Annotated in this window: 18 protein-coding genes; 13 read left to right on the top strand and 5 right to left on the bottom strand. The window is 37.1% G+C overall.

Translation table 11 applies throughout. The features are described 5' to 3' along the window. Positions 1-28 precede the first annotated feature (28 nt). Both NOV28_RS07525 and NOV28_RS07520 read left to right on the top strand, forming a co-directional pair. Positions 29-163 carry a hypothetical protein gene (locus tag NOV28_RS07525; RefSeq protein ID WP_255929307.1) on the top strand — a complete coding sequence of 45 codons (135 nt, stop codon included), beginning with the start codon at positions 29-31 and terminating at the stop codon, positions 161-163. Between the two features lie 26 nt (positions 164-189). Beyond that, positions 190-885 carry a YjjG family noncanonical pyrimidine nucleotidase gene (locus tag NOV28_RS07520; protein WP_255929305.1) on the top strand — a complete coding sequence of 232 codons (696 nt, stop codon included), beginning with the start codon at positions 190-192 and terminating at the stop codon, positions 883-885. Positions 886-968: 83 nt separating this feature from the next. On the opposite strand, the gene trpS is transcribed toward NOV28_RS07520, so the two are convergent. The 5 genes from trpS to ileS form a co-directional block, all read right to left on the bottom strand. Then, complete coding sequence (gene trpS, locus NOV28_RS07515) at positions 969-1,937, bottom strand: tryptophan--tRNA ligase (protein WP_255929303.1); 969 nt, start codon at positions 1,935-1,937, stop codon at positions 969-971. A gap of 121 nt (positions 1,938-2,058) precedes the next feature. Beyond that, positions 2,059-2,697, bottom strand: coding sequence for a lipoprotein signal peptidase (locus NOV28_RS07510; RefSeq protein ID WP_255929301.1), 639 nt, complete (start codon positions 2,695-2,697; stop codon positions 2,059-2,061). Further along, positions 2,697-2,897: a DUF2683 family protein gene (locus tag NOV28_RS07505; RefSeq protein WP_255929299.1), complete on the bottom strand. Its 201-nt coding sequence runs from the start codon at positions 2,895-2,897 to the stop codon at positions 2,697-2,699. The genes NOV28_RS07510 and NOV28_RS07505 overlap by 1 nt, the downstream gene beginning before the upstream one ends. A 93-nt stretch (positions 2,898-2,990) precedes the next feature. After that, a complete protein-coding gene (locus tag NOV28_RS07500; RefSeq protein ID WP_255929297.1) occupies positions 2,991-3,371 on the bottom strand; it encodes a TraR/DksA family transcriptional regulator in 381 nt (126 codons plus the stop codon). A gap of 66 nt (positions 3,372-3,437) precedes the next feature. Beyond that, positions 3,438-6,911, bottom strand: a complete 3,474-nt coding sequence (gene ileS, locus NOV28_RS07495) for an isoleucine--tRNA ligase (protein ID WP_255929295.1) — start codon at positions 6,909-6,911, stop codon at positions 3,438-3,440. A gap of 179 nt (positions 6,912-7,090) precedes the next feature. Between ileS and topA the strand changes: the two genes are divergently transcribed. The 11 genes from topA to bshB1 all read left to right on the top strand — a co-directional run bounded on the left by topA (position 7,091) and on the right by bshB1 (position 19,291). Beyond that, positions 7,091-9,634 (top strand): type I DNA topoisomerase, encoded by a 2,544-nt coding sequence (gene topA, locus NOV28_RS07490; protein ID WP_255929285.1) that lies wholly within the window; start codon positions 7,091-7,093, stop codon positions 9,632-9,634. A gap of 130 nt (positions 9,635-9,764) precedes the next feature. Then, entirely contained in the window at positions 9,765-10,841 is a 1,077-nt protein-coding gene (locus tag NOV28_RS07485) for a formimidoylglutamase (RefSeq protein WP_255929283.1), read from the top strand. A 182-nt stretch (positions 10,842-11,023) separates the two neighbouring features. Beyond that, the gene (gene porG, locus NOV28_RS07480) at positions 11,024-11,935 is read left to right on the top strand and encodes a type IX secretion system protein PorG (RefSeq protein ID WP_255929281.1); all 912 of its coding nucleotides are present in this window, start codon (positions 11,024-11,026) and stop codon (positions 11,933-11,935) included. Position 11,936: 1 nt separating this feature from the next. Then, on the top strand, positions 11,937-12,689 hold the full coding sequence (gene uppS / locus NOV28_RS07475) for an undecaprenyl pyrophosphate synthase (RefSeq protein ID WP_255929279.1): 753 nt from the start codon (positions 11,937-11,939) through the stop codon (positions 12,687-12,689). Between the two features lie 24 nt (positions 12,690-12,713). Next, entirely contained in the window at positions 12,714-15,251 is a 2,538-nt protein-coding gene (gene bamA / locus NOV28_RS07470) for an outer membrane protein assembly factor BamA (protein ID WP_255929277.1), read from the top strand. Positions 15,252-15,261: 10 nt separating this feature from the next. Beyond that, positions 15,262-15,900, top strand: coding sequence for an OmpH/Skp family outer membrane protein (locus NOV28_RS07465; RefSeq protein WP_255929275.1), 639 nt, complete (start codon positions 15,262-15,264; stop codon positions 15,898-15,900). A gap of 39 nt (positions 15,901-15,939) precedes the next feature. Further along, entirely contained in the window at positions 15,940-16,434 is a 495-nt protein-coding gene (locus NOV28_RS07460; protein WP_255929273.1) for an OmpH/Skp family outer membrane protein, read from the top strand. A gap of 60 nt (positions 16,435-16,494) precedes the next feature. Further along, positions 16,495-16,983 carry an acyl-CoA thioesterase gene (locus NOV28_RS07455; protein WP_255929271.1) on the top strand — a complete coding sequence of 163 codons (489 nt, stop codon included), beginning with the start codon at positions 16,495-16,497 and terminating at the stop codon, positions 16,981-16,983. Beyond that, positions 16,983-17,846, top strand: a complete 864-nt coding sequence (gene rfbD, locus NOV28_RS07450) for a dTDP-4-dehydrorhamnose reductase (RefSeq protein ID WP_255930381.1) — start codon at positions 16,983-16,985, stop codon at positions 17,844-17,846. The genes NOV28_RS07455 and rfbD overlap by 1 nt, the downstream gene beginning before the upstream one ends. Continuing rightward, entirely contained in the window at positions 17,843-18,523 is a 681-nt protein-coding gene (locus NOV28_RS07445) for a hypothetical protein (protein ID WP_255929269.1), read from the top strand. Before rfbD ends, NOV28_RS07445 begins: the two co-directional genes overlap by 4 nt. Before the next feature lie 45 nt (positions 18,524-18,568). Then, the gene (bshB1, locus tag NOV28_RS07440; RefSeq protein WP_255929267.1) at positions 18,569-19,291 is read left to right on the top strand and encodes a bacillithiol biosynthesis deacetylase BshB1; all 723 of its coding nucleotides are present in this window, start codon (positions 18,569-18,571) and stop codon (positions 19,289-19,291) included. Positions 19,292-19,300 lie beyond the last annotated feature (9 nt).

Raw genomic sequence — 19,300 nt, 5'->3', positions numbered from 1 at the left:
GTTTTTAGGGAAATAACTTTTTTCGCCTATGAAAAAAAATGACATTTTAAACGAAAAACTTTTGAAACCAAAAAAACAAACCATCGATTTCTTATTGAGTTACTCTAAAAGTATGGCGGTTTTGAAAACCAAAACCAAAAATCAAATTGTTTCCAAGAACTAATCTTAATTTACTTAAATTTGTGCTGTATGAAAATTCAGCACATTTTTTTTGATCTCGACAATACCCTTTGGGATCACCGCCGCAATGCCTATCTTACCCTAAAAGATATTTTCGCAAGAAAAAACGTAAGCGATAAATACAACCTCAATTTCGAAGATTTTCACCGAGAGTATTTCACTATTAATGAAAGACTTTGGGAGCAAATTCGAGACGGAGAAATCGATAAAGAATACCTCAGAAAACATCGATTCTACGATTCTTTCCTGTTTTTTGGGATTGATGATTTTGAATTGGCGCAACTTTTTGAAGACAATTTCCTCGATGAAATCCTCAATTACAATGATCTTGTAGAAGGTGCATTCGATTTGTTAGAATATCTTTTGGGGAAAAATTATCAACTTCATATTCTTTCTAATGGTTTCAAAGAAGTTACCGCCCGAAAATGTGAACTTTCCGGCATTCAAAATTATTTTAAAACCATCACCAGTGCCGATGAAATTAATGTTCGAAAACCTCACCCAGAAGTTTACGAATACGCTTTGAACAAAGCCGGTGCGAAAAAAGAAGAAAGCATGATGATCGGCGACGATTGGATTGCGGACGTCGAAGGTGGAAAATCTTTCGGTTTGAAGGTTGTTTTCTTTGATGTTTTTAATGATAATTACCAAGCAGAAGAGGTGGAAGTCATCAAAAAATTATCCGAACTCAAAGATTTATTATAAAAACAAAAACCCTTTCAGAATCAATGTTCGAAAGGGTTTTTAATTCGTGAAATTCGAAAAAATTCGCGTAATTCGTATAGAAATTACATGCCTAGACTTTCTCTTGCTTTTTTCAAAGTATCTGAAGCAATTTTTCTAGTTTTTTCAGCGCCTTGCTGCAGTTTTTCTTCAAGTTCGTTCAGGTTATTCATGTAATAACTGAAGAGTTCTCTTTCCTTTGCGTATTTGGTGAGAATTAAGCTTAAAAGTTCATTTTTAGCATGTCCGTAACCAAAATTTCCGACAAGATATTTTTGTCTTAAAACTTCGGTTTCTTCAGGACTTGCGATCAGTTCATACAAAGCAAAAACTTTGTCGGTTTCAGGATCTTTTGGCTCTTCCAAAGATTTGGAATCGGTTTCAATTCCCATTACCTGTTTTTTTAGTTCTTTTTCCGGAAGGAAAATATTGATGATGTTCCCTCTCGATTTGCTCATTTTATTGCCATCGGTTCCGGGAACGTATTTCGTGTCTTCTTGCAGCTCGGCTTTCGGCAACACGAAAACTTCTCCCATTTGGTGATTAAATCTCGCTCCCATATCTCTCGCCATTTCCAAATGTTGGAGTTGGTCTTTTCCTACGGGAACAATTTCCGCATCATAAAGCAAAATATCTGCAGCCATCAGAACCGGATAAGTGAAAAGTCCGGCATTCACATCCTCCAAACGATCGGCTTTATCTTTAAATGAATGCGCCAAAGTAAGTCTTTGATAAGGGAAAAAACACGAAAGATACCAAGAAAGTTCGCAAACTTCCGGAATGTCGCTTTGACGGTAGAAATAGGTTTTTTCAGTATCTAAACCACAAGCAAGCCACGCTGCAGCGATTTCGTAAGTGTTTTTCTTTAGTTCTTCTGCATTTTTTATTTGGGTTAAAGAATGCATGTTGGCGATGAACAAAAACGATTCGTTTTCAGATTGTTTGGAGAGTTCTATTGCAGGGATAATTGCTCCCAAAAGGTTTCCCAAATGTGGTGTTCCTGTTGCCTGTATTCCGGTAAGTATTCTTGACATGTTGTGTATTTCAGGGATAAATTTCTGTTAATTGGTTTTCATTAAAAAACTCAACAAAAATAGGGAATTAAAAAACTCCAGACAATTGGCTGAAGTTTCAAATATTGGTGAATGATTTTATTTAAAGTTCAAATCCGTCAGGGAAAGCTTTCTTTCTGAAAATAAGTAAAAGCAAAGCGCCTACTGTAATTGCAGAATCTGCAACATTGAAAATGTATTTGAAAAACTCGATATGTTTACCACCGATCAGTGGCCAACTTTCCGGTACATTCCAATTTACAAGCGGAAAATGCAGCATATCAACTACGCAACCTTTCATGAAAGTAGAGTAACCGTTGCCGAATTCCACCACTTTCGAAACGCCGCCGTAATCAATCCATCTTCCTACACTTTCGTCGAAAACGGTTCCGCTGTCGAAAATCATTCCGTAGAACATTCCGTCAATCAGATTCCCGATAGCGCCGGCGAAAATTATTGCCATAGGAATGATGAGGTAGTTGGAAGCGCCTTCTTTCAACCATTTTATGAAGAGATAAACCATTCCGCCGATTAAAAATATCCTTACAATCACAAGGAAATATTTCCCGATCAATCCACCGAAATGAAATCCGTAAGCCATTCCCGGATTTTCTACGAAAGTCAGTTTAAAACCAGGGAAAACATCCACACTTTCACCCAATTGGAAATGGGTTTTGATGTAGAATTTGGAGATCTGATCGATTAATAAGATGATTAAAGTGATGAATGCTATTTTCTTCATTACAAATCCGTCTTTGGTTTTTCTTTAAAATTTCTCGCAGGTTTCGATTCTTTTCTCGGAGCGGCTTTCGGGTCTTGCTTTGGAGCAGTTTTGGTATTTCTGGTATGAAATTTTTCAAATCGGATTCCCATTTCCTTCAGCGTACTTTTCAGTGCGTTGAGCTCCATTTGATTTTTTGGGTGAACTACTAATGATTCCATTTTTCAGTTTTTATGACATATAAAATGTACAAGGTACAATGTTCTTTGAAAAACATGGCGCCTTGCACAATTTAGTGGGTACGATGTACAATATTATCTTTGTAAATTCTTTGCTTCAATGCTTAATGTTGCGTGAGGAACCGCTCTCAATCTATCTTTTCCGATTAGTTTTCCGGTTACTCTGCAGATTCCGTAAGTTTTATTTTCGATGCGGATTAGCGCATTTTTTAGGTCGCGGACAAACTTTTCTTGTCTTCCTGCTAAAATGGCGTTTTGTTCTTTGCTCAATGTTTCTGCACCTTCCTCAAACGCTTTGAAGGTAGGCGAAGTATCATCAGTCCCATTATTTTGGTCGTTGATAAAACTTTCTCGGATCAGCATTAAATCTCTTTCTGCTTTTTCTATTTTTTGCTGAATAAGTTCTTTGAACTCTTTCAAATCTTCGTCACTATAACGTTGTCTTTCGTCTGCCATAATTTTAATGTGTTTATTGGAGGATCATATTGCGCTATTTTCATCACGCCATCACATTTTACCCCGTCATATTTTATTAATATTTATTTTGAATTTTTCATCATCGATTTCAATTTCGTCAAAAATCGATAGTGAATTTACAATTTCTATTTTATCTGACAATACTTCTTCCGAAATATATGCATTATTGTTAATAAGTTCTGTTTCGAAAGGAGAATTTGCCTCTATTTCAATGGAAATTCTGTCGGTTAAATCGAAATTCTTGTCTTTTCTTAAATTCTGAATTCGGTTGATGAATTCTCTTGCGATTCCTTCAGCTTTCAGTTCGGCAGTTATTGTCAAATCTAATGCCACAGTCATTTTTCCTTCGTTGGCAACTGTCCATCCCGGAATATCTTTGGTGAAGATTTCTACATCATCTGTCGTGATTTCGTAACCTTGAATGGTTATTTTTCCTTCTTTTTCTAAAGTAGAAATTTGCGCTGAATCCAAATTGGAAATTTCCGCACCAACGGTTTTCATGTCTTTTCCGAGTCGGGAACCTAAAGTTTTGAAATTCGGTTTAATTTGTTTTACGATCAAGTGCGAAGCTTCATCAGCATTGATGAGAACGAGTTCTTTTACGTTTACTTCTTGTTTAATCAATTCAGAAACCGCCAAAATTTGAGTTTCCGTTTTCGCATCCAAAACAGGAATCATCACTTTTTGCAATGGTTGACGAACTTTGATGTTTTCTTTCTTTCTTAAAGAGAACACCATCGAAGTGATTTGTTGTGCCAAATGCGTTTTTTCTACCAAATCTTGATCGATTAAACTTTCATCAGCAATCGGGAAATTGGTTAAATGCACAGATTCTGCCGCATCTTTCCCTGTAATTTTGTTTAAATCTTGGAAAAGTTGATCCATGAAAAACGGAGCAATCGGCGCCGAAATTTTCGCAATTGTTTCAAGGCAAGTATATAAAGTTTGGTAAGCCGAAATTTTATCATCAGTATATTCGCCTTTCCAGAAGCGTCTTCTGCAAAGTCTTACATACCAATTGCTTAAGTTATCGTTCACGAAATTATTGATCGCTCTTGCTACTTTCGTCGGTTCGTAATCATTGTAAAATTCAGTAACTTCTTTTACCAAAAGATTGAGTTCAGAAAGAATCCAACGGTCGATTTCCGGGCGGTTCTCAACTTCTTTTTCCGAATAATTAAATCCGTCAACGTTCGCATAAAGCGCGAAAAACGAATACGTGTTGTATAAAGTTCCGAAGAATTTTCTTCTCACTTCATCGATTCCTTCCACATCGAATTTCAGGTTTTCCCAAGGATTAGCGTTCGAAATCATGTACCAACGCGTTGCATCAGGACCATATTTTTCTATAGTGGTGAACGGATCCACGGCATTTCCTAAACGTTTGGACATTTTCTGTCCGTTTTTGTCCAAAACCAAACCGTTCGACATCACATTTTTATAAGCTACAGAATCGAAAACTGCAGTTCCAATCGCGTGAAGCGTGTAAAACCAACCTCTTGTTTGGTCAACTCCTTCCGCAATAAAATCGGCCGGGAAGGCTTTTTTGTTGTCGATAAGTTCCTTGTTTTCAAACGGATAATGCAATTGCGCATAAGGCATTGAACCAGAATCGAACCAAACATCGATTAGATCAGATTCGCGTTTCATTGCTTTTCCTGAATCTGAAACCAAAGTAATTTCATCCACAATATTTTTATGCAAATCAATTTTCGCATAATTTTCTTTGGACATATTTCCGATTTCGAATCCTTCAAAAGGATTTTTGCTCATCAAACCTGCGGAAATCGATTTTTCAATTTCTTTCATCAATTCTTCTACAGATCCAATGATTTTTTCTTCTTTTAAATCCTCGCTACGCCAAATTGGCAACGGAATTCCCCAATATCTTGAACGGGAAAGATTCCAGTCATTCACGTTTTCCAACCAATTTGCAAATCTTCCTTCTCCGGTAGATTTTGGTTTCCAATTGATGGTTTCGTTGAGTTCTACCAAACGGTTTTTCACCGCGGTCATCTTCACAAACCAAGAATCCAAAGGATAATACAAAACTGGTTTATCGGTTCTCCAGCAATGTGGGTAGCTGTGAACGTATTTTTCAACCTTAAATGCTTTGTTTTCGGTTTTTAAAAGGATTGCGAGTTCCACATCCCAAGATTTTTCGGGAGCGGTTCCGGCGTCGTAATATTCATTTTTGATGTATTTTCCGGCAAATAATTCCGGTGTGTTCCCTCCTGTAATGAATTTTCCTTGCAGATCAACCAACGGAACGAGATTGTCGTTTTCGTCTTTGATGAGCATTGGCGAAATTCCATTTTCCTTGGCAACACGCGCATCGTCTGCACCAAAAGTTGGAGCGATGTGTACAATTCCGGTTCCGTCTTCGGTGGTTACGAAATCTCCGATAATTACTTTGAAAGCATTTTCAGGATTTTCCGCCGGTAAAAACCACGGAATCAATTGCTCGTATTCAGTTCCGGCAAGATCCTCCCCGGTGAATTCGGCTAAGATTTGATATGGAATAACTTTGGATTCCGAAGTGTAATTTTGGAAATCTTCATCCGTCCCCAATGCATATTTTTTACCAAAATTTTTCTGCAAAAGAACTTTCGCAAGAATAATAGTAATCGGCTCGAAAGTGTATTGATTAAAGGTTTTTACCAAAACATATTCAATATCTCGTCCAACTGCCAAAGCAGTGTTGGAAGGTAAAGTCCAAGGAGTTGTGGTCCATGCTAAAATGTGAATTGGTTGTTGGTTTTCCTGATCAAATTCTGCCCAATGAAGTGCGCCGCCACAAGTAGCACCGGCAATTTCATCAGTATTGATGCTTCCGCTTTTCAGTTTTTCGTTTAAAGCGTTTGATAATTTTTTCACTTTAAACTGCGCAACAACAGTGGTGTCGGAAACATCGCGATAGGTTCCCGGTTGGTTGAGTTCGTGGGAGCTCAAACCGGTTCCTGCAGCGGGAGAATAAGGCTGGATAGTGTACCCTTTGTACAATAATTTTTTGTCGTAAAGTTGCTTCAGAAGCCACCAAACGGTTTCCATATATTTTGGTTCGTAGGTAATATAAGGATCGTCGAGATCTACCCAATAACCAATTTTTTCAGTTAAATCATTCCAAACATCGGTGTAGCGCATGACCGCATTTCTACAAGCTTGGTTATAATCTTCCACCGAAATTTTCTTTCCAATATCTTCTTTGGTGATTCCCAATTCTTTCTCAACGCCCAATTCTATTGGTAAACCGTGAGTGTCCCAACCTGCTTTTCGGAAAACTTGTTTTCCGTTTTGAGTTTGGTATCTGCAGAAAATATCTTTCAGCGCTCTCGCCATCACGTGGTGAATTCCCGGCATTCCGTTGGCGGAAGGCGGTCCTTCGTAGAAAACGTATTCCGGTTTTCCGGCGCGCGTTTCCACGGATTTTTTAAAGGTTTCGTGCTCATTCCAGAATTTTGAAACCTGGTCGGCAACAGCGGTAAGGTCTAGATTTTTATATTCGTTAAACTTCTTCATTGTCAGTCGGTTCAATAAGAGTTGTCCTAATTATTTAAGTTTGCGAATATAATGAATTTTAAAGAAAAAACAGGAAGAATAACAGGAGGAATATACAAAAAACGGCTTCATGAAAAACCTAAAACTTTAGCAAAATTCTATTATAACTAAAAATTCCTACTTTTGCAAAAATTTTCTTGATGTCAAAAAATTTAGTTATCGTCGAATCTCCGGCAAAAGCAAAGACCATCCAAAAGTATTTAGGTAAAGATTTTGAAGTGAAATCCAGCTTCGGACACATCCGAGATTTACCTAAAAAAGGAATGGGAATCGACTTGGCCACTTTCACTCCGGATTATGAAGTTTCTGCTGATAAAAAGAAATTGGTTTCCGAACTGAAAGCAGCAGTGAAAAAAGCCGATATGGTATGGCTCGCTTCCGATGAGGACCGCGAAGGAGAGGCAATTGCATGGCATCTTGCTCAAGAATTAAAACTTAAAGAAGAGAATACCAAAAGAATCGTTTTCCACGAAATTACCAAAAATGCCATCTTAAAAGCCGTTGAAAATCCAAGAAAAATCGACCAGAATTTAGTGGATGCTCAGCAAGCGAGAAGAATTTTGGATCGAGTTGTAGGTTTCGAAATGTCGCCGGTTCTTTGGAAAAAAGTGAAAACCGGACTTTCCGCAGGTCGTGTACAATCAGTTGCGGTACGTTTGGTGGTAGAACGTGAGCTGGAAATCAGAGCGTTCGAACCTAAATCGAGTTTTAAAGTTGATGGTGTTTTCTTAAATGAAAATCAACAGGAAATTGCCGCAAAACTGAAAAAAGATTTTGCTAAAGAAAACGAAGCGGAAGATTTTCTTACGCAATCTCAAAATACAGAATTCAAAGTTCTGAATGTAGAAAAAAAGCCCGGAACTCGTTCTGCTTCAGCGCCTTTTACGACTTCTACTTTGCAACAGGAAGCGAGTAATCGCCTCGGATACGGAGTGACCACTACAATGCGTGTTGCGCAAAGATTGTACGAAGAAGGATACATTACTTATATGAGAACCGATTCCGTGAACCTTTCTCAGGAAGCGATCAACGCTGCGAAATCTCATATTGTTACGGAATTCGGTGATGAATATTCAAACCCACGAAATTTCACCACGAAATCTGCATCTGCACAGGAAGCTCACGAGGCGATTCGTCCGACTGATTTTTCAGTGAAAAGAATTGGAGATGAACAACTTAATAAATTATATCAATTAATTTATAAAAGAACTTTGGCAAGTCAAATGGCGAATGCCAAAATTGAAAAAACCGTCATTGAAATCGGAAATCCTAAACTTCCACAGCATTTTGAAGCGCAAGGTGAAGTAATTGTTTTCGATGGTTTCCTTAAAGTTTACGGAATTGCCAAAACCGAGGATGACGATGAAGAAAACAACGAAAAACTTTTGCCGAAAGTAACAATTGGTGAAGTTTTAAATTATAAAAAAATCGAAGCCACAGAAAAATTCACCAAACCTTCCGCTCGATATACCGAAGCCGGATTGGTGAAAAAACTGGAGGAATTGGGAATTGGACGACCTTCAACTTATGCGCCGACCATTCAGACGATTCAGAACCGCGAATATGTGGATAAAAAAGAAATTCAGCCGCAGGAAAGAGAAATCATGAAGATTTCTTTGAGTAAAAGCGGTGTGAAAAAACAAGTTGTAGTAGAAAAATTTGGAGGCGATAAAAATAAATTTGTTCCAACCGATATTGGCGAAGTGGTGAATGAATTTTTAACCCAAAATTTTGCAGAAATTTTAGATTACGGATTTACGGCCAAAGTAGAGCAAGATTTTGATGATATTGCTAACGGTTCCGAAAAATGGAAAGAAGTTTTGCAAGGTTTTTACAAGGATTTCCACCCGAAAATTGAAGATGTAGAAGAAAATGCAGAACGCGCCAATGGTGAAAGAATATTAGGAGTAGATCCAAAAACAGGTAAAAATGTGCTCGCCAGAATTGGAAGATTCGGTCCGATGGTACAAATTGGAGAGCAAGATGATGAGGAAAAACCGATTTTCGCAAGTTTGATGACATCTCAAAATATCGCGACCATTACTTTGGAAGAAGCTTTGGAGTTGTTTAAAGTTCCGTTTGATTTAAAGGAATTCGAAGGACAGCCGGTTTCTGTGGGAGTCGGAAGATTCGGACCTTATGTGAAATGGGGTGATACTTTCATCAGTATTCCTAGAGGCGAAGAACCGCTTTCGATTACTCAAGAAAGAGCAGAAGAAATCATTAATGAGAAGAAAATTGCGGATGCTCCAATTGCCACTTACAAAGGCGAACCTGTAACAAAAGGAACCGGTAGATTTGGGCCGTTCATTAAATATCAGTCGCTTTTCATCAATGTTCCTAAGCGTTACGATTTCGATAATTTGTCGCAAAACGACATCAACGAACTCATCGATGCAAAGTTGGAAAAAGAAGCCAACCGCTACATTCAGCAATGGGAAAAAGAAAAAATTTCTATTGAAAATGGGCGATGGGGACCTTTCATCAAATTCGGGAAAGCGATGTTTAAAATTCCAAAAAACAAGAAAGATGAAAAATATACCGCCGAAGAACTTGCTGAAGTAAGTTTAGATGAAGTGAAAAAATGGATTTCGGCTCAGGATAAAAATGCTTTCAAAGAAAAACCGAAAAAAGCTGCTGCTAAGAAAGTTACAGCCAAAAAAACGGTTGCGAAGAAGAAATAATTAGGGTGAACTTTTTTACTAAGTAGGAAAAGGAATTAATATTTACCTCATAGCACAGCCTTTTGGTTGTGCTTTTTTTGTTACTTTTGTTACTTTCGCATCTTAACTAGTACAAACCTCTTTTTCAAATATGAACATAGAAGATATAATGATCCCTCCTAAAGAAATCAAAACTGAAAATTGGCAACTCGGCAACCTCATTTCCCACGAAATTAAAGAAAATGGGATTGTGCTTATTTTTTGTTCAGATTATCGAGGAGTAAAAAACGGAAACGCCGAAATCCAAGATTTTGCTAACATCAGAAAAGAGTTGTACAAGCTTTCCAAGCTCGATTTTGATGTTCCGGTTTGTGATTTTGGCGACCTTGTTTCGGGGCGTTCACATCAGGATACGCACTATGTTTTGCAGGAATTGCTTTCGACTTGTCATTACAAAAATGCAATTCCCGTTATCATCGGTGGAAGCAACGACCTTTCCTTTTCGCTGTTTTCTGCTTTAAATTTTCATCAGAAAAACATTAATTATACTCAGATTTCGAATATCATTTCTTTGATTAATGAAGGTGAGAATATTTCAGATCTGAATTTCTTGTCTAAAATTTTAAGTTCTAAAAATTTCAGCATTAAAAATTATCACCATCTCGGTTATCAAAAGCATTTGAACGAATTGGATTCGGTGAAATTGATGAAAGAAGTAGAGTTTGAAATCATCCGACTTGCCGAAATGATGAATTCTACCGAGAAAACGGAACCTTTTTTCCGTCGTGCGGATTTGGTGACGGTAAATTGCGATGCGGTGGAAAGTATCGGTGATGGTTTTTCTATAAATCCTCAAGTAAATGGGCTGAATAAAAGGGAAATTTGCGCTTACATGAAAGAAATTGGCCTGAGCGAAAACCTAAAATCAGTCGGGATTTTTAATTTCAATGTGTATTCGCAAGAGTTTTTGAATCACCAACTTCTGGCGCAAATGATTTGGCATTTAATTGAAGGTATCAATATTCAGAAATCGCATCCAAAAGAGCGACAATTTGAAACATTTTGGGTAATGATTGATGATGGCGAATATGCGTTTCAGCGAGATAGTTTCAGCGGATTATGGTATTTCGGTGAAGGAGATAATCTCCAAAATCTCATTCCGTGTTCTCGATTAGAATACGAAGAAGCAAAACGCGGCCGACTCGATAGGCGTTTTATGAAAAATTGATTGTATTTAATGAGTTGAGCTTTTCTGTTTATTATCTTTTTTGTATGATTGAGTTTGGATTTTATTTAGAAATGCCAATAATTTAATTTATTAGATAAAAAAATTATGCTTTTTTGAGGGTATTTAACTAAAAATTAAGAATTTCCTTAAAGCAAAAATGTTTTATATTTGCAAAATTATATATGAATATTGATGTTCAGTCATTCATGCAGAAAAAGATTATTTATTGTCTATTTACTCTGTTTTTGATGTCGGTTTCCTTCAAGGGACAACGACACGAAATAGGGGTGAAATTTGGGATGAGTAATTTAGTTGGAGATATTGGAAGAACTAATTATATTTTGCAAAAACCATTCCGAAATAGGTCCGATTATGGAATTCCGTTCTACGGAGGAGTTTTGTACCGGATGAATTTTAATCCTTATCAAACGATAAGGTTTAATCTTGGTTATAGCCATATTCAGTTTGCGGACGGGGGTGCAAAAGAGCAATACCGAAGAAACAGAAAATTGTCGGGAACCAACTCAGTGTTCGAAGCAGATGTAATTTTTGAATACAACTTTTTTCCAGTAAATGATGAACAGAAAAACCTATTGAGTCCTTATGTTTTCGGTGGTGTAGGAGCAATGTTGATGAATGTTGAAAAATTAGTTGTAGTACATGATTTTAATAGATTTGGTGGAAATGCAATTGCACCGACCAATAATCAAGATTTTGTAACTACTCCAACATATGAAAACGGTAATAAAATGACCATGGCTATTCCGTTTGGGGCAGGTTTGAAGTATAAATTCAATTACAATTGGGCGCTGTTTGGAGAAATCATGTTCAGACCTACATTCTCTGATTCTGTGGATTATAGCGTGATTGATGATAAAAATGTGAAAGTAACTTATAATAAAGAGATACCGGTGGCGGGAGGAACCAAATCGATTTTGCAGGAAAGCCCTTATTTGCAGGTTGCAGAGCAAAGAGTAGCAGATTTCTTACAAAACCGACAAATCGGAAATATCAACTCGAAGGATTGGGTAAACTCAGTGACACTGGGACTTTCCTATTCATTCGGAAGACCACCTTGTTATTGTGAACAGTAAAATGCAGTCGTTTAAAGATAAATTAAATCAGGAAAAGCTCCCAAAACATGTAGCAATAATCATGGATGGGAACGGAAGATGGGCAAAATCCCGAGGTGAAAAACGCACTTTCGGTCACAAACACGCCATCAAAGCAGTGCGTGATGTGGTAAACGCGTGTAATGAAATCAATATTCCTTATCTTACCCTTTATACTTTTTCTTCAGAAAACTGGAACAGACCTCAGGAAGAAGTCGGCACTTTGATGAGCCTGATTTCCGAGACATTATTGCTGGAAGCTGAAGATATTTTTTCTAAAGGTTTGAGGATGCATGTAATCGGTGATATCGAAAAATTACCACCGTTGGTACAAGAGCAGATGATGCATCTGGTTGATATTACCAAGGATAACAAAAGAGGAAATCTGATCTTAGCATTAAGTTACGGCTCCCAACATGAAATCCTTAACGCGGTAAAGCAAATCAGTCATAAAGTAAAAACCGGCGAGCTGAAAGAAGAGGAAATTACAGAAAAGGTTTTTGAAAATCACTTATACACAAAGGATTTGCCACCAGTAGATTTATTGGTAAGAACCAGTGGAGAAGTAAGAATAAGCAACTTTCTGCTTTGGCAGATTGCTTATGCAGAATTGCAGTTTTTAGATATCTTATGGCCCGATTTCGGAAAAGAAGATTTCTTCGAATGCATCTACAATTATCAAAACAAAGAAAGAAGATTCGGTAAAACAAGCGAGCAGCTTGACGAACATTTATAAAAAGAAAAGTTAGCAAGATAAAAAATGAAGTTTAAATTCTTACCCATCATCATGTTTGTGGCTTCGGCACATTTCTATGGTCAAATCACTCCCGAGCAACCTACAAAGGATAATAATCCGGTATACGCTCAAAACGAAGCAGGAACCTATATCTTAAAAGATATTGTGGTAGATGGCGTAAAAAAATATACACCAGCGCAAATCCTTCGTTTTACCGGCCTTAATAAAAATGAAAGCGTAGAAATACCTGGACAAAAAATAAGCAATGCCATCAAAAAACTTTGGGAAACTCAATCTTTTTCGGAAGTGGAGGTTTACGTTCAAAGTATTGAAGGTGATCAAGTTATATTGAGATTTAATCTACAAGATCTCAAAGATTTAGGCGAAGTAAAATTTACAGGAAAAGGAATAGGAAAGTCGAAAAGCGAAAAACTCGCTAAAGACAACGGCTTGAAACCAGGAACCAAAATTACCCAAAACCTGATTTCTACCTTAAAAACCAATATTCCGAAAGAATATATCAAAAAAGGGTTTGCTGATGCTAAAGTGACCATTCAGGACAAAGTGAACGCTAAAGATCCGGAATTGGTTGACTGGACGATCAATGTAGAGAAAGGGAAAAAAGTGAAAATCAGCCATATCGAATTTGAAGGAAATGAGAATGTTTCCGACAGTAAACTTCGAAATAAGGCTTTTAAAGACACCAAACAAAAAAGATTTGGTATCAAAGGAATTTTGAAACCTTCCAAATTTATCCAAGAAAAATATGAGGAAGACAAAGGTAATTTGATCAATTATTACCGTTCTTTAGGTTTTAGAGATGCGCAAATCGTATCCGATTCTGTATGGAGAAACCCTAAGAATCAATATGAAATCAATGTAAAACTTAACGAAGGGAAAAAATATTACATTGGTGATGTCAATTTCCTAGGTAATACAGCGTTTTCAACAGATTATTTGCAAAAAGTTTTAGGATATAAAACCGGCGACATCTACGACGCAGTCGGTTTCAACAAAAAAGTTGGTGAAGATGGCGGTAAAGAAGACGATTCCGACATCAAATCAATTTATATGAACAATGGTTACTTGTTCTCCAACGTGACTCCAATTGAAAAATCGGTTGAAGGCGATTCAATCAATTTGGAAATCCGTATCAACGAAGGTGAAAAAGCAACTTGGAACAGAGTAACTTGGAGCGGAAACACTACGACTCATGACCACGTAATTCTGCGTTCATTAAGAACAAAACCAGGAAGTTTATTTGCTAAAAGTGATATTAAGAGAACTTATTTCGATTTGGCAGGAATGCAATTCTTCGATCCACAACAAGTTGGACAAAATTTAACTCCAAATCCACAAGATAATACCGTTGATATTCATTGGACTTTGGTGGAAAAAGGTTCTTCACAAGTGCAGCTTCAAGCAGGTTATGGTGGAGGTTCTTTCATCGGAACTTTGGGACTTACTTTCAACAACTTCTCTTTGAGAAATTTCTTGAAATTTAAAGATTTCAAACCTGTTCCACAAGGTGATGGGCAAACCTTCTCCATTCAAGCACAAGCAGGACAATATTATCAAAATTATGGGATTTCATTCACCGAGCCATGGTTGTTCGGAACAAGACCTACCGCACTTTCGGTTGGGGTGAACCAATCTTTGGTTAGATATACCGATCAATATGGTGCCACACAAAAATTGAATATTTTCTCCGCAAGTGTTGGTTTAAATAGATTATTGAGATGGCCAGATGATTATTTCTCGCTTTATACTGGAATCCAGTACCAGAGCTACGATTTTAGCAATTATCCGTTCCAGTTTGGTAATACAACGGAGTACAATGGTTCGGCAAAGAACTTTAGTTTTAATGTAGGCTTAAGCAGAAATTCTGCTGGTTTAGATCCTATTTTCCCAACTCAAGGTTCAAACTTGGAAGCTTCAGTGAAGTTTACACCGCCATATTCATTGTTTAGTGATAAGGACTATTCCAGCATGACAGCCATTGAGAAATACAAATGGTTGGAATTCTATAAAGTGAAATTAAAAGCGGATGTTTACAATACGATTGTAGGAAAACTAGTGCTTAGAAACACTGCCGAAATGGGCTTCCTCAATGGTTATAACAAAGAATTGGGAGCACCGCCTTTCGAAAGATTTTACGTAGGTGGAACCGGACTTATGGGTGGAAGATATGACGGACGTGAATTAGTGCCACTTAGAGGTTACGAAAACTCCTCATCTGCTGGTGGTGAAATCGATGACGTTACGCCTTATGGTGGAGCAACTATCTACAACCGTTTTGCAATGGAGCTTCGTTATCCAATTTCTATGAACCAAACTGCTAAAATTTATGCACTTTCTTTCTTGGAAGGAGGGAATGCATGGAATTCCTTTGGAAGTTACAATCCTTTCCAATTGAAACGTTCAGCTGGTGTAGGGATTAGAGTTTACATGGGAGCATTTGGATTAATTGGTTTTGATTTTGCTTATGGATTCGATAAAACAATCCAAGGAACAGAACCAGCAGGTTGGAAAACGCACTTCTTGATGAATCAATCTTTATAAAAGTAAAAAAATGAAACAGATTAAATTATTCGCGGCACTTTTCATTTTGTTTTCAGGCTTTATCAATGCCCAGAAAATCGGAGTGGTGGATACGAATTATATTCTCAGCAAGCTTCCTCAGTACAAAGATGCTGAAGACCGCCTGAATGAGCAAATCAATAATTGGCAAACCGAAATCCAGACTTTGCAAACGGAGCTTGATAAAAAGAAAGCACTTCTGGAAAACGAACGCGTACTTTTAATCGGTGATCAATTGAAGCAAAGACAAAAAGAAGTTGACGATCTTGACAAGAAAATCAAAGGAATGGTGAATAACCGTTTTGGTTCGATGGGAGAACTCAATAATGCAAGAGCAAATCTCACCAAACCTTTTCAGGATCAAATTTGGAATGCAATAAAAACTGTTTCAGAGAAAAATAGTTTAGGCATCATTCTTGATAAAAGTAACAACATCAGTGTAATTTTTCTTGAAAAAAGATATGACTATACAGATAAAGTATTAGATTTGTTGCTGAAAAATTCAGGCAAAAAAACAACGGAGCAACCAGCCAAATCTTCAAATAACGCAAGAGACGAAAGGGACCGAAAGCTGAAAAATGCACAAATAAAAAAAGAGGCTCCGGCCGAGATGAGAAACAAAACAAATTAAATTTAAAACAACAACAAAAATTATTCAATTATTCCTATTATGAAAAAATTAAGCGTATTATTTGCAGCAGTAATGATGTTTGTAACCGTCGGAACGGTTAGTGCACAGAAAGTTGCATCTATGGATTATGAAGCAGTTTTATCTGCTATGCCAGAAACTAAAAAAATGACCACAGATCTAGATACTTTCAGTAAAACTAAAGGTGATGAACTAAACAAACAAGCAGAAGCTTTCCAAAAAGAAGTTCAACAATACCAAGCTGAAGGCGCAAAATTAACTGAAGCTCAAAGAACAGCTAAAGAAGGTGAATTGCAAAAAAAACAACAAAACTTGCAACAACTTCAGCAAACTGCTCAAAAAGATTTAGCTGAGAAAAGAGATGCTGCTGTAAAACCAATTATCGAAAAACTAAACAACGCAGTGAATAAAGTGGCTAAAGCAAACGGTTTCGATTTTATCATCGATTCTACAGCATTGATTTACAAAGCTGGTCCGGATGCAACTCCATTAGTTAAAAAAGAATTAGGACTTTAAAATCCTTTTCATATAACCTAAACCATCCTCTATTCGGGATGGTTTTTTTAATTTTGTAAGATGCAAAAAGAACTTTCATCCATAGAAAAAGTAAGATTCAGTGACTGCGACCCGATTGGGCATCTCAACAATGTGAAATATCTCGAATACATGTTGAATGCAAGGGAAGATCATGTAGAAAGCGGATATGGTTTTACCTATGAAGAATACACCAAACGAACCGGATGTACCTGGGTAACCATACAAAACGAAATCGCCTATCTGAAAGAAGTACGATACAATGCAAAAGTGATTATTTCCAGCAAAACGATTGATTTGGGCGACCGACTTTCGAAAGTGGAAATCCTCATGAAAAGCGAAGACGGGAAAACCATTCACAGTGTGCTTTGGCTTACAGTAATTTATTTCAACATGAAAACCCGCTCCTCCGAATCGCATCCGGAAGATACCAAAGCGCTTTTCCAGAAATTTTTGGTAAATTTAGAGGAGAAAGATTTCCAAAGCAGAGTCGCAAACCTCAGAAAACAAAATAAAGCAGCATCAAAATGATAAAGAAAATACTCGTCATCGGTGGAAACGGACAATTAGGAAACTGTTTCAGAAAGTTGGCACCGGATTTTGAATTGGAATTTGAATTTAATTTCACCGATTCTTCAACCATCGATATTACCAACGAAGATCAGGTTTCTGAGTTTTTTAATGACTATAAACCAGATTTTTGCATCAATGCTTCGGCTTACACCGCGGTTGATTTGGCAGAATCTGAACCCGAAAAAGCGTATGCGGTAAATGCAGACGGTGTTGCCAATTTAGCACAGTCTTGCAAGGAAAATAATGCAGTACTCATTCATATTTCCACTGATTATGTTTTCGACGGTGAAAGCAATATTTCATATTCAGAAGATAATTTCACCAATCCACAAGGTGTTTACGGAGCTTCAAAATTGAAAGGTGAAGAACTCGCACTCGACATTCATCCAAAAACGATTGTAGTTCGCACATCTTGGTTGTATTCAGAGTTTAATAAAAATTTCGTGAAAACCATGCTCAATTTGTTCTCAACCAAAGACGAATTGGGAATAGTGGCAGATCAGTTTGGGCAACCAACCAATGCTAACGATTTGGCGGAAGCGGTAATGAAAATCATCAAAACCGAACCGAAAACTTATGGAGTTTACCATTTTTCCAACTATCCGGAAACGAGTTGGTTTGGTTTTGCCGAGAAAATTGCTGAATTTTCAGGTTCTTCCATTAAATTGAATGCGATTGCTACAAAACAATTTCCAACGCCCGCAAAAAGGCCTAAAAGAAGCACAATGGCTTTAGATAAAATTGAAAAAAACTACGGAATCGAACCCAAACATTGGGAAAATTCATTGCAAGAATGTATCGAAATTCTTAAAAACTCATGAAAAAAACAATAGCAATTTTAACGATCATTTTTAGTCAAATTCTTTTTGGCCAAAATGTAATTCTTAATAAAGTGGTGAAAACCCATTCCAATTCTGATAAGTTTTTTTATAAAATAAATCCGAAATCTACTAACTCAGAATACCTCGCTGAGATTGAAATTCAAGGCTTTTCGGATGATGATGCAAAAGTTTTCGGAATGATTTATAAAAAAGCCAAAGAAGTAGGTGCCAACGCATTTTCTTACCAACCTTTCGAAACCATCGAAGAAGTTGGAACGCAAAAATTAGATCCGGTACATTATAAATTGAATTTGTATTATGTAAATCCTGAAAATTTTCCCAAGGAAAATAATGTGGTTTATTTCTTTGCATCGCCTTTTAAAAAACAAAACATCGCTCTGAATAATGAAAGTTTTGTTTTTGAGCCGAGAACTTTTACCAAAAAAACACTCAATTTAGGAGAAACTTATACTGTTTCTACTAAAAAACTTTTGGGATCTTCTATCAAACTTTCTGGGCAAGAGAATCAGCCGGTTCAGTATTTTCAATTTTCAACTTTTTCGGTAAATTCAAATCCTTACGGAACCGCCGGAATCAATCTGAAATCCGGTGATATCACGAAGCTTGAGCGTTCTTATGCTGATTTTTTAGCAACAATTTACCAACCGCTTCAGTAATCGTTTTATTTAAATTAAAAAATTCAATTTTCGTATCTTTGCATCATGAAAAAAGTAGATGTTTTAGCAATAGGAGCGCATCCCGATGACGTAGAATTGGGTTGTGGCGGAACTTTGGCTAAACTTATTTCCGAAGGAAAAAAAGTAGCTATTGTAGATCTTACTCAAGGCGAACTCGGAACTCGCGGAACCAATTTTACCCGTGCCGAAGAAGCAGCCGAAGCTTCGAAAATTTTAGGAATTTCATTTCGTGAAAACCTGAAAATGAAAGATGGTTTTCTCCAAAATTCAGAAGAATATCAGATGCAAATCGTGAAAATGATTCGCAAATATCAACCGGAAATTGTGCTTTCAAATGCCATCGACGATCGTCATCCTGATCATGCTAAAGCTTCTAAATTGGTTTCCGATGCTTGTTTTCTTTCCGGTTTGGTGAAAATAGAAACCGTCTCGGAAGGTGAAAACCAACAAACTTGGCGTCCAAAACATATTTTCAACTACATTCAATGGAAGAATATCACTCCGGATTTTGTGGTAGATGTAACCGATTTTATGCAGAAAAAAATTGATGCTTGCTTGGCTTATAAAACGCAATTTTACGATCCGAAATCAACGGAACCAATGACTCCCATTGCAACGAAGGATTTCTTGGAAAGTCTTACTTACCGCGCCCAGGATTTGGGAAGATTGTCCGGAGTGGACTTTGCAGAGGGCTTTACAACAGAAAAATTAATTGCACTGAAAAATTTTGACGGAATAATTTTGTAATTTCTCGAA

The sequence above is a fragment of the Kaistella montana genome, assembly GCF_024436175.1.
Taxonomy (GTDB): Bacteria; Bacteroidota; Bacteroidia; order Flavobacteriales; family Weeksellaceae; genus Kaistella; species Kaistella montana.
Note: the sequence above shows the minus strand (reverse complement) of the source record. Positions and strands in the feature narration are given on the sequence as shown.

Bases quoted from the DNA above. Each gene is read 5' to 3' on its own strand.
- ileS (WP_255929295.1), bottom strand. From the start codon at position 6,911: ATGAAGAAGTTTAACGAATATAAAAATCTAGACCTTACCGCTGTTGCC.
- trpS (WP_255929303.1), bottom strand. From the start codon at position 1,937: ATGTCAAGAATACTTACCGGAATACAGGCAACAGGAACACCACATTTG.
- NOV28_RS07455 (WP_255929271.1), top strand. From the start codon at position 16,495: ATGCAAAAAGAACTTTCATCCATAGAAAAAGTAAGATTCAGTGACTGC.
- NOV28_RS07525 (WP_255929307.1), top strand. From the start codon at position 29: ATGAAAAAAAATGACATTTTAAACGAAAAACTTTTGAAACCAAAAAAA.
- NOV28_RS07505 (WP_255929299.1), bottom strand. From the start codon at position 2,897: ATGGAATCATTAGTAGTTCACCCAAAAAATCAAATGGAGCTCAACGCA.
- NOV28_RS07445 (WP_255929269.1), top strand. From the start codon at position 17,843: ATGAAAAAAACAATAGCAATTTTAACGATCATTTTTAGTCAAATTCTT.
- uppS (WP_255929279.1), top strand. From the start codon at position 11,937: ATGCAGTCGTTTAAAGATAAATTAAATCAGGAAAAGCTCCCAAAACAT.
- NOV28_RS07465 (WP_255929275.1), top strand. From the start codon at position 15,262: ATGAAACAGATTAAATTATTCGCGGCACTTTTCATTTTGTTTTCAGGC.
- porG (WP_255929281.1), top strand. From the start codon at position 11,024: ATGAATATTGATGTTCAGTCATTCATGCAGAAAAAGATTATTTATTGT.
- NOV28_RS07520 (WP_255929305.1), top strand. From the start codon at position 190: ATGAAAATTCAGCACATTTTTTTTGATCTCGACAATACCCTTTGGGAT.
- NOV28_RS07460 (WP_255929273.1), top strand. From the start codon at position 15,940: ATGAAAAAATTAAGCGTATTATTTGCAGCAGTAATGATGTTTGTAACC.
- topA (WP_255929285.1), top strand. From the start codon at position 7,091: ATGTCAAAAAATTTAGTTATCGTCGAATCTCCGGCAAAAGCAAAGACC.
- NOV28_RS07485 (WP_255929283.1), top strand. From the start codon at position 9,765: ATGAACATAGAAGATATAATGATCCCTCCTAAAGAAATCAAAACTGAA.
- bamA (WP_255929277.1), top strand. From the start codon at position 12,714: ATGAAGTTTAAATTCTTACCCATCATCATGTTTGTGGCTTCGGCACAT.
- NOV28_RS07500 (WP_255929297.1), bottom strand. From the start codon at position 3,371: ATGGCAGACGAAAGACAACGTTATAGTGACGAAGATTTGAAAGAGTTC.
- bshB1 (WP_255929267.1), top strand. From the start codon at position 18,569: ATGAAAAAAGTAGATGTTTTAGCAATAGGAGCGCATCCCGATGACGTA.
- NOV28_RS07510 (WP_255929301.1), bottom strand. From the start codon at position 2,697: ATGAAGAAAATAGCATTCATCACTTTAATCATCTTATTAATCGATCAG.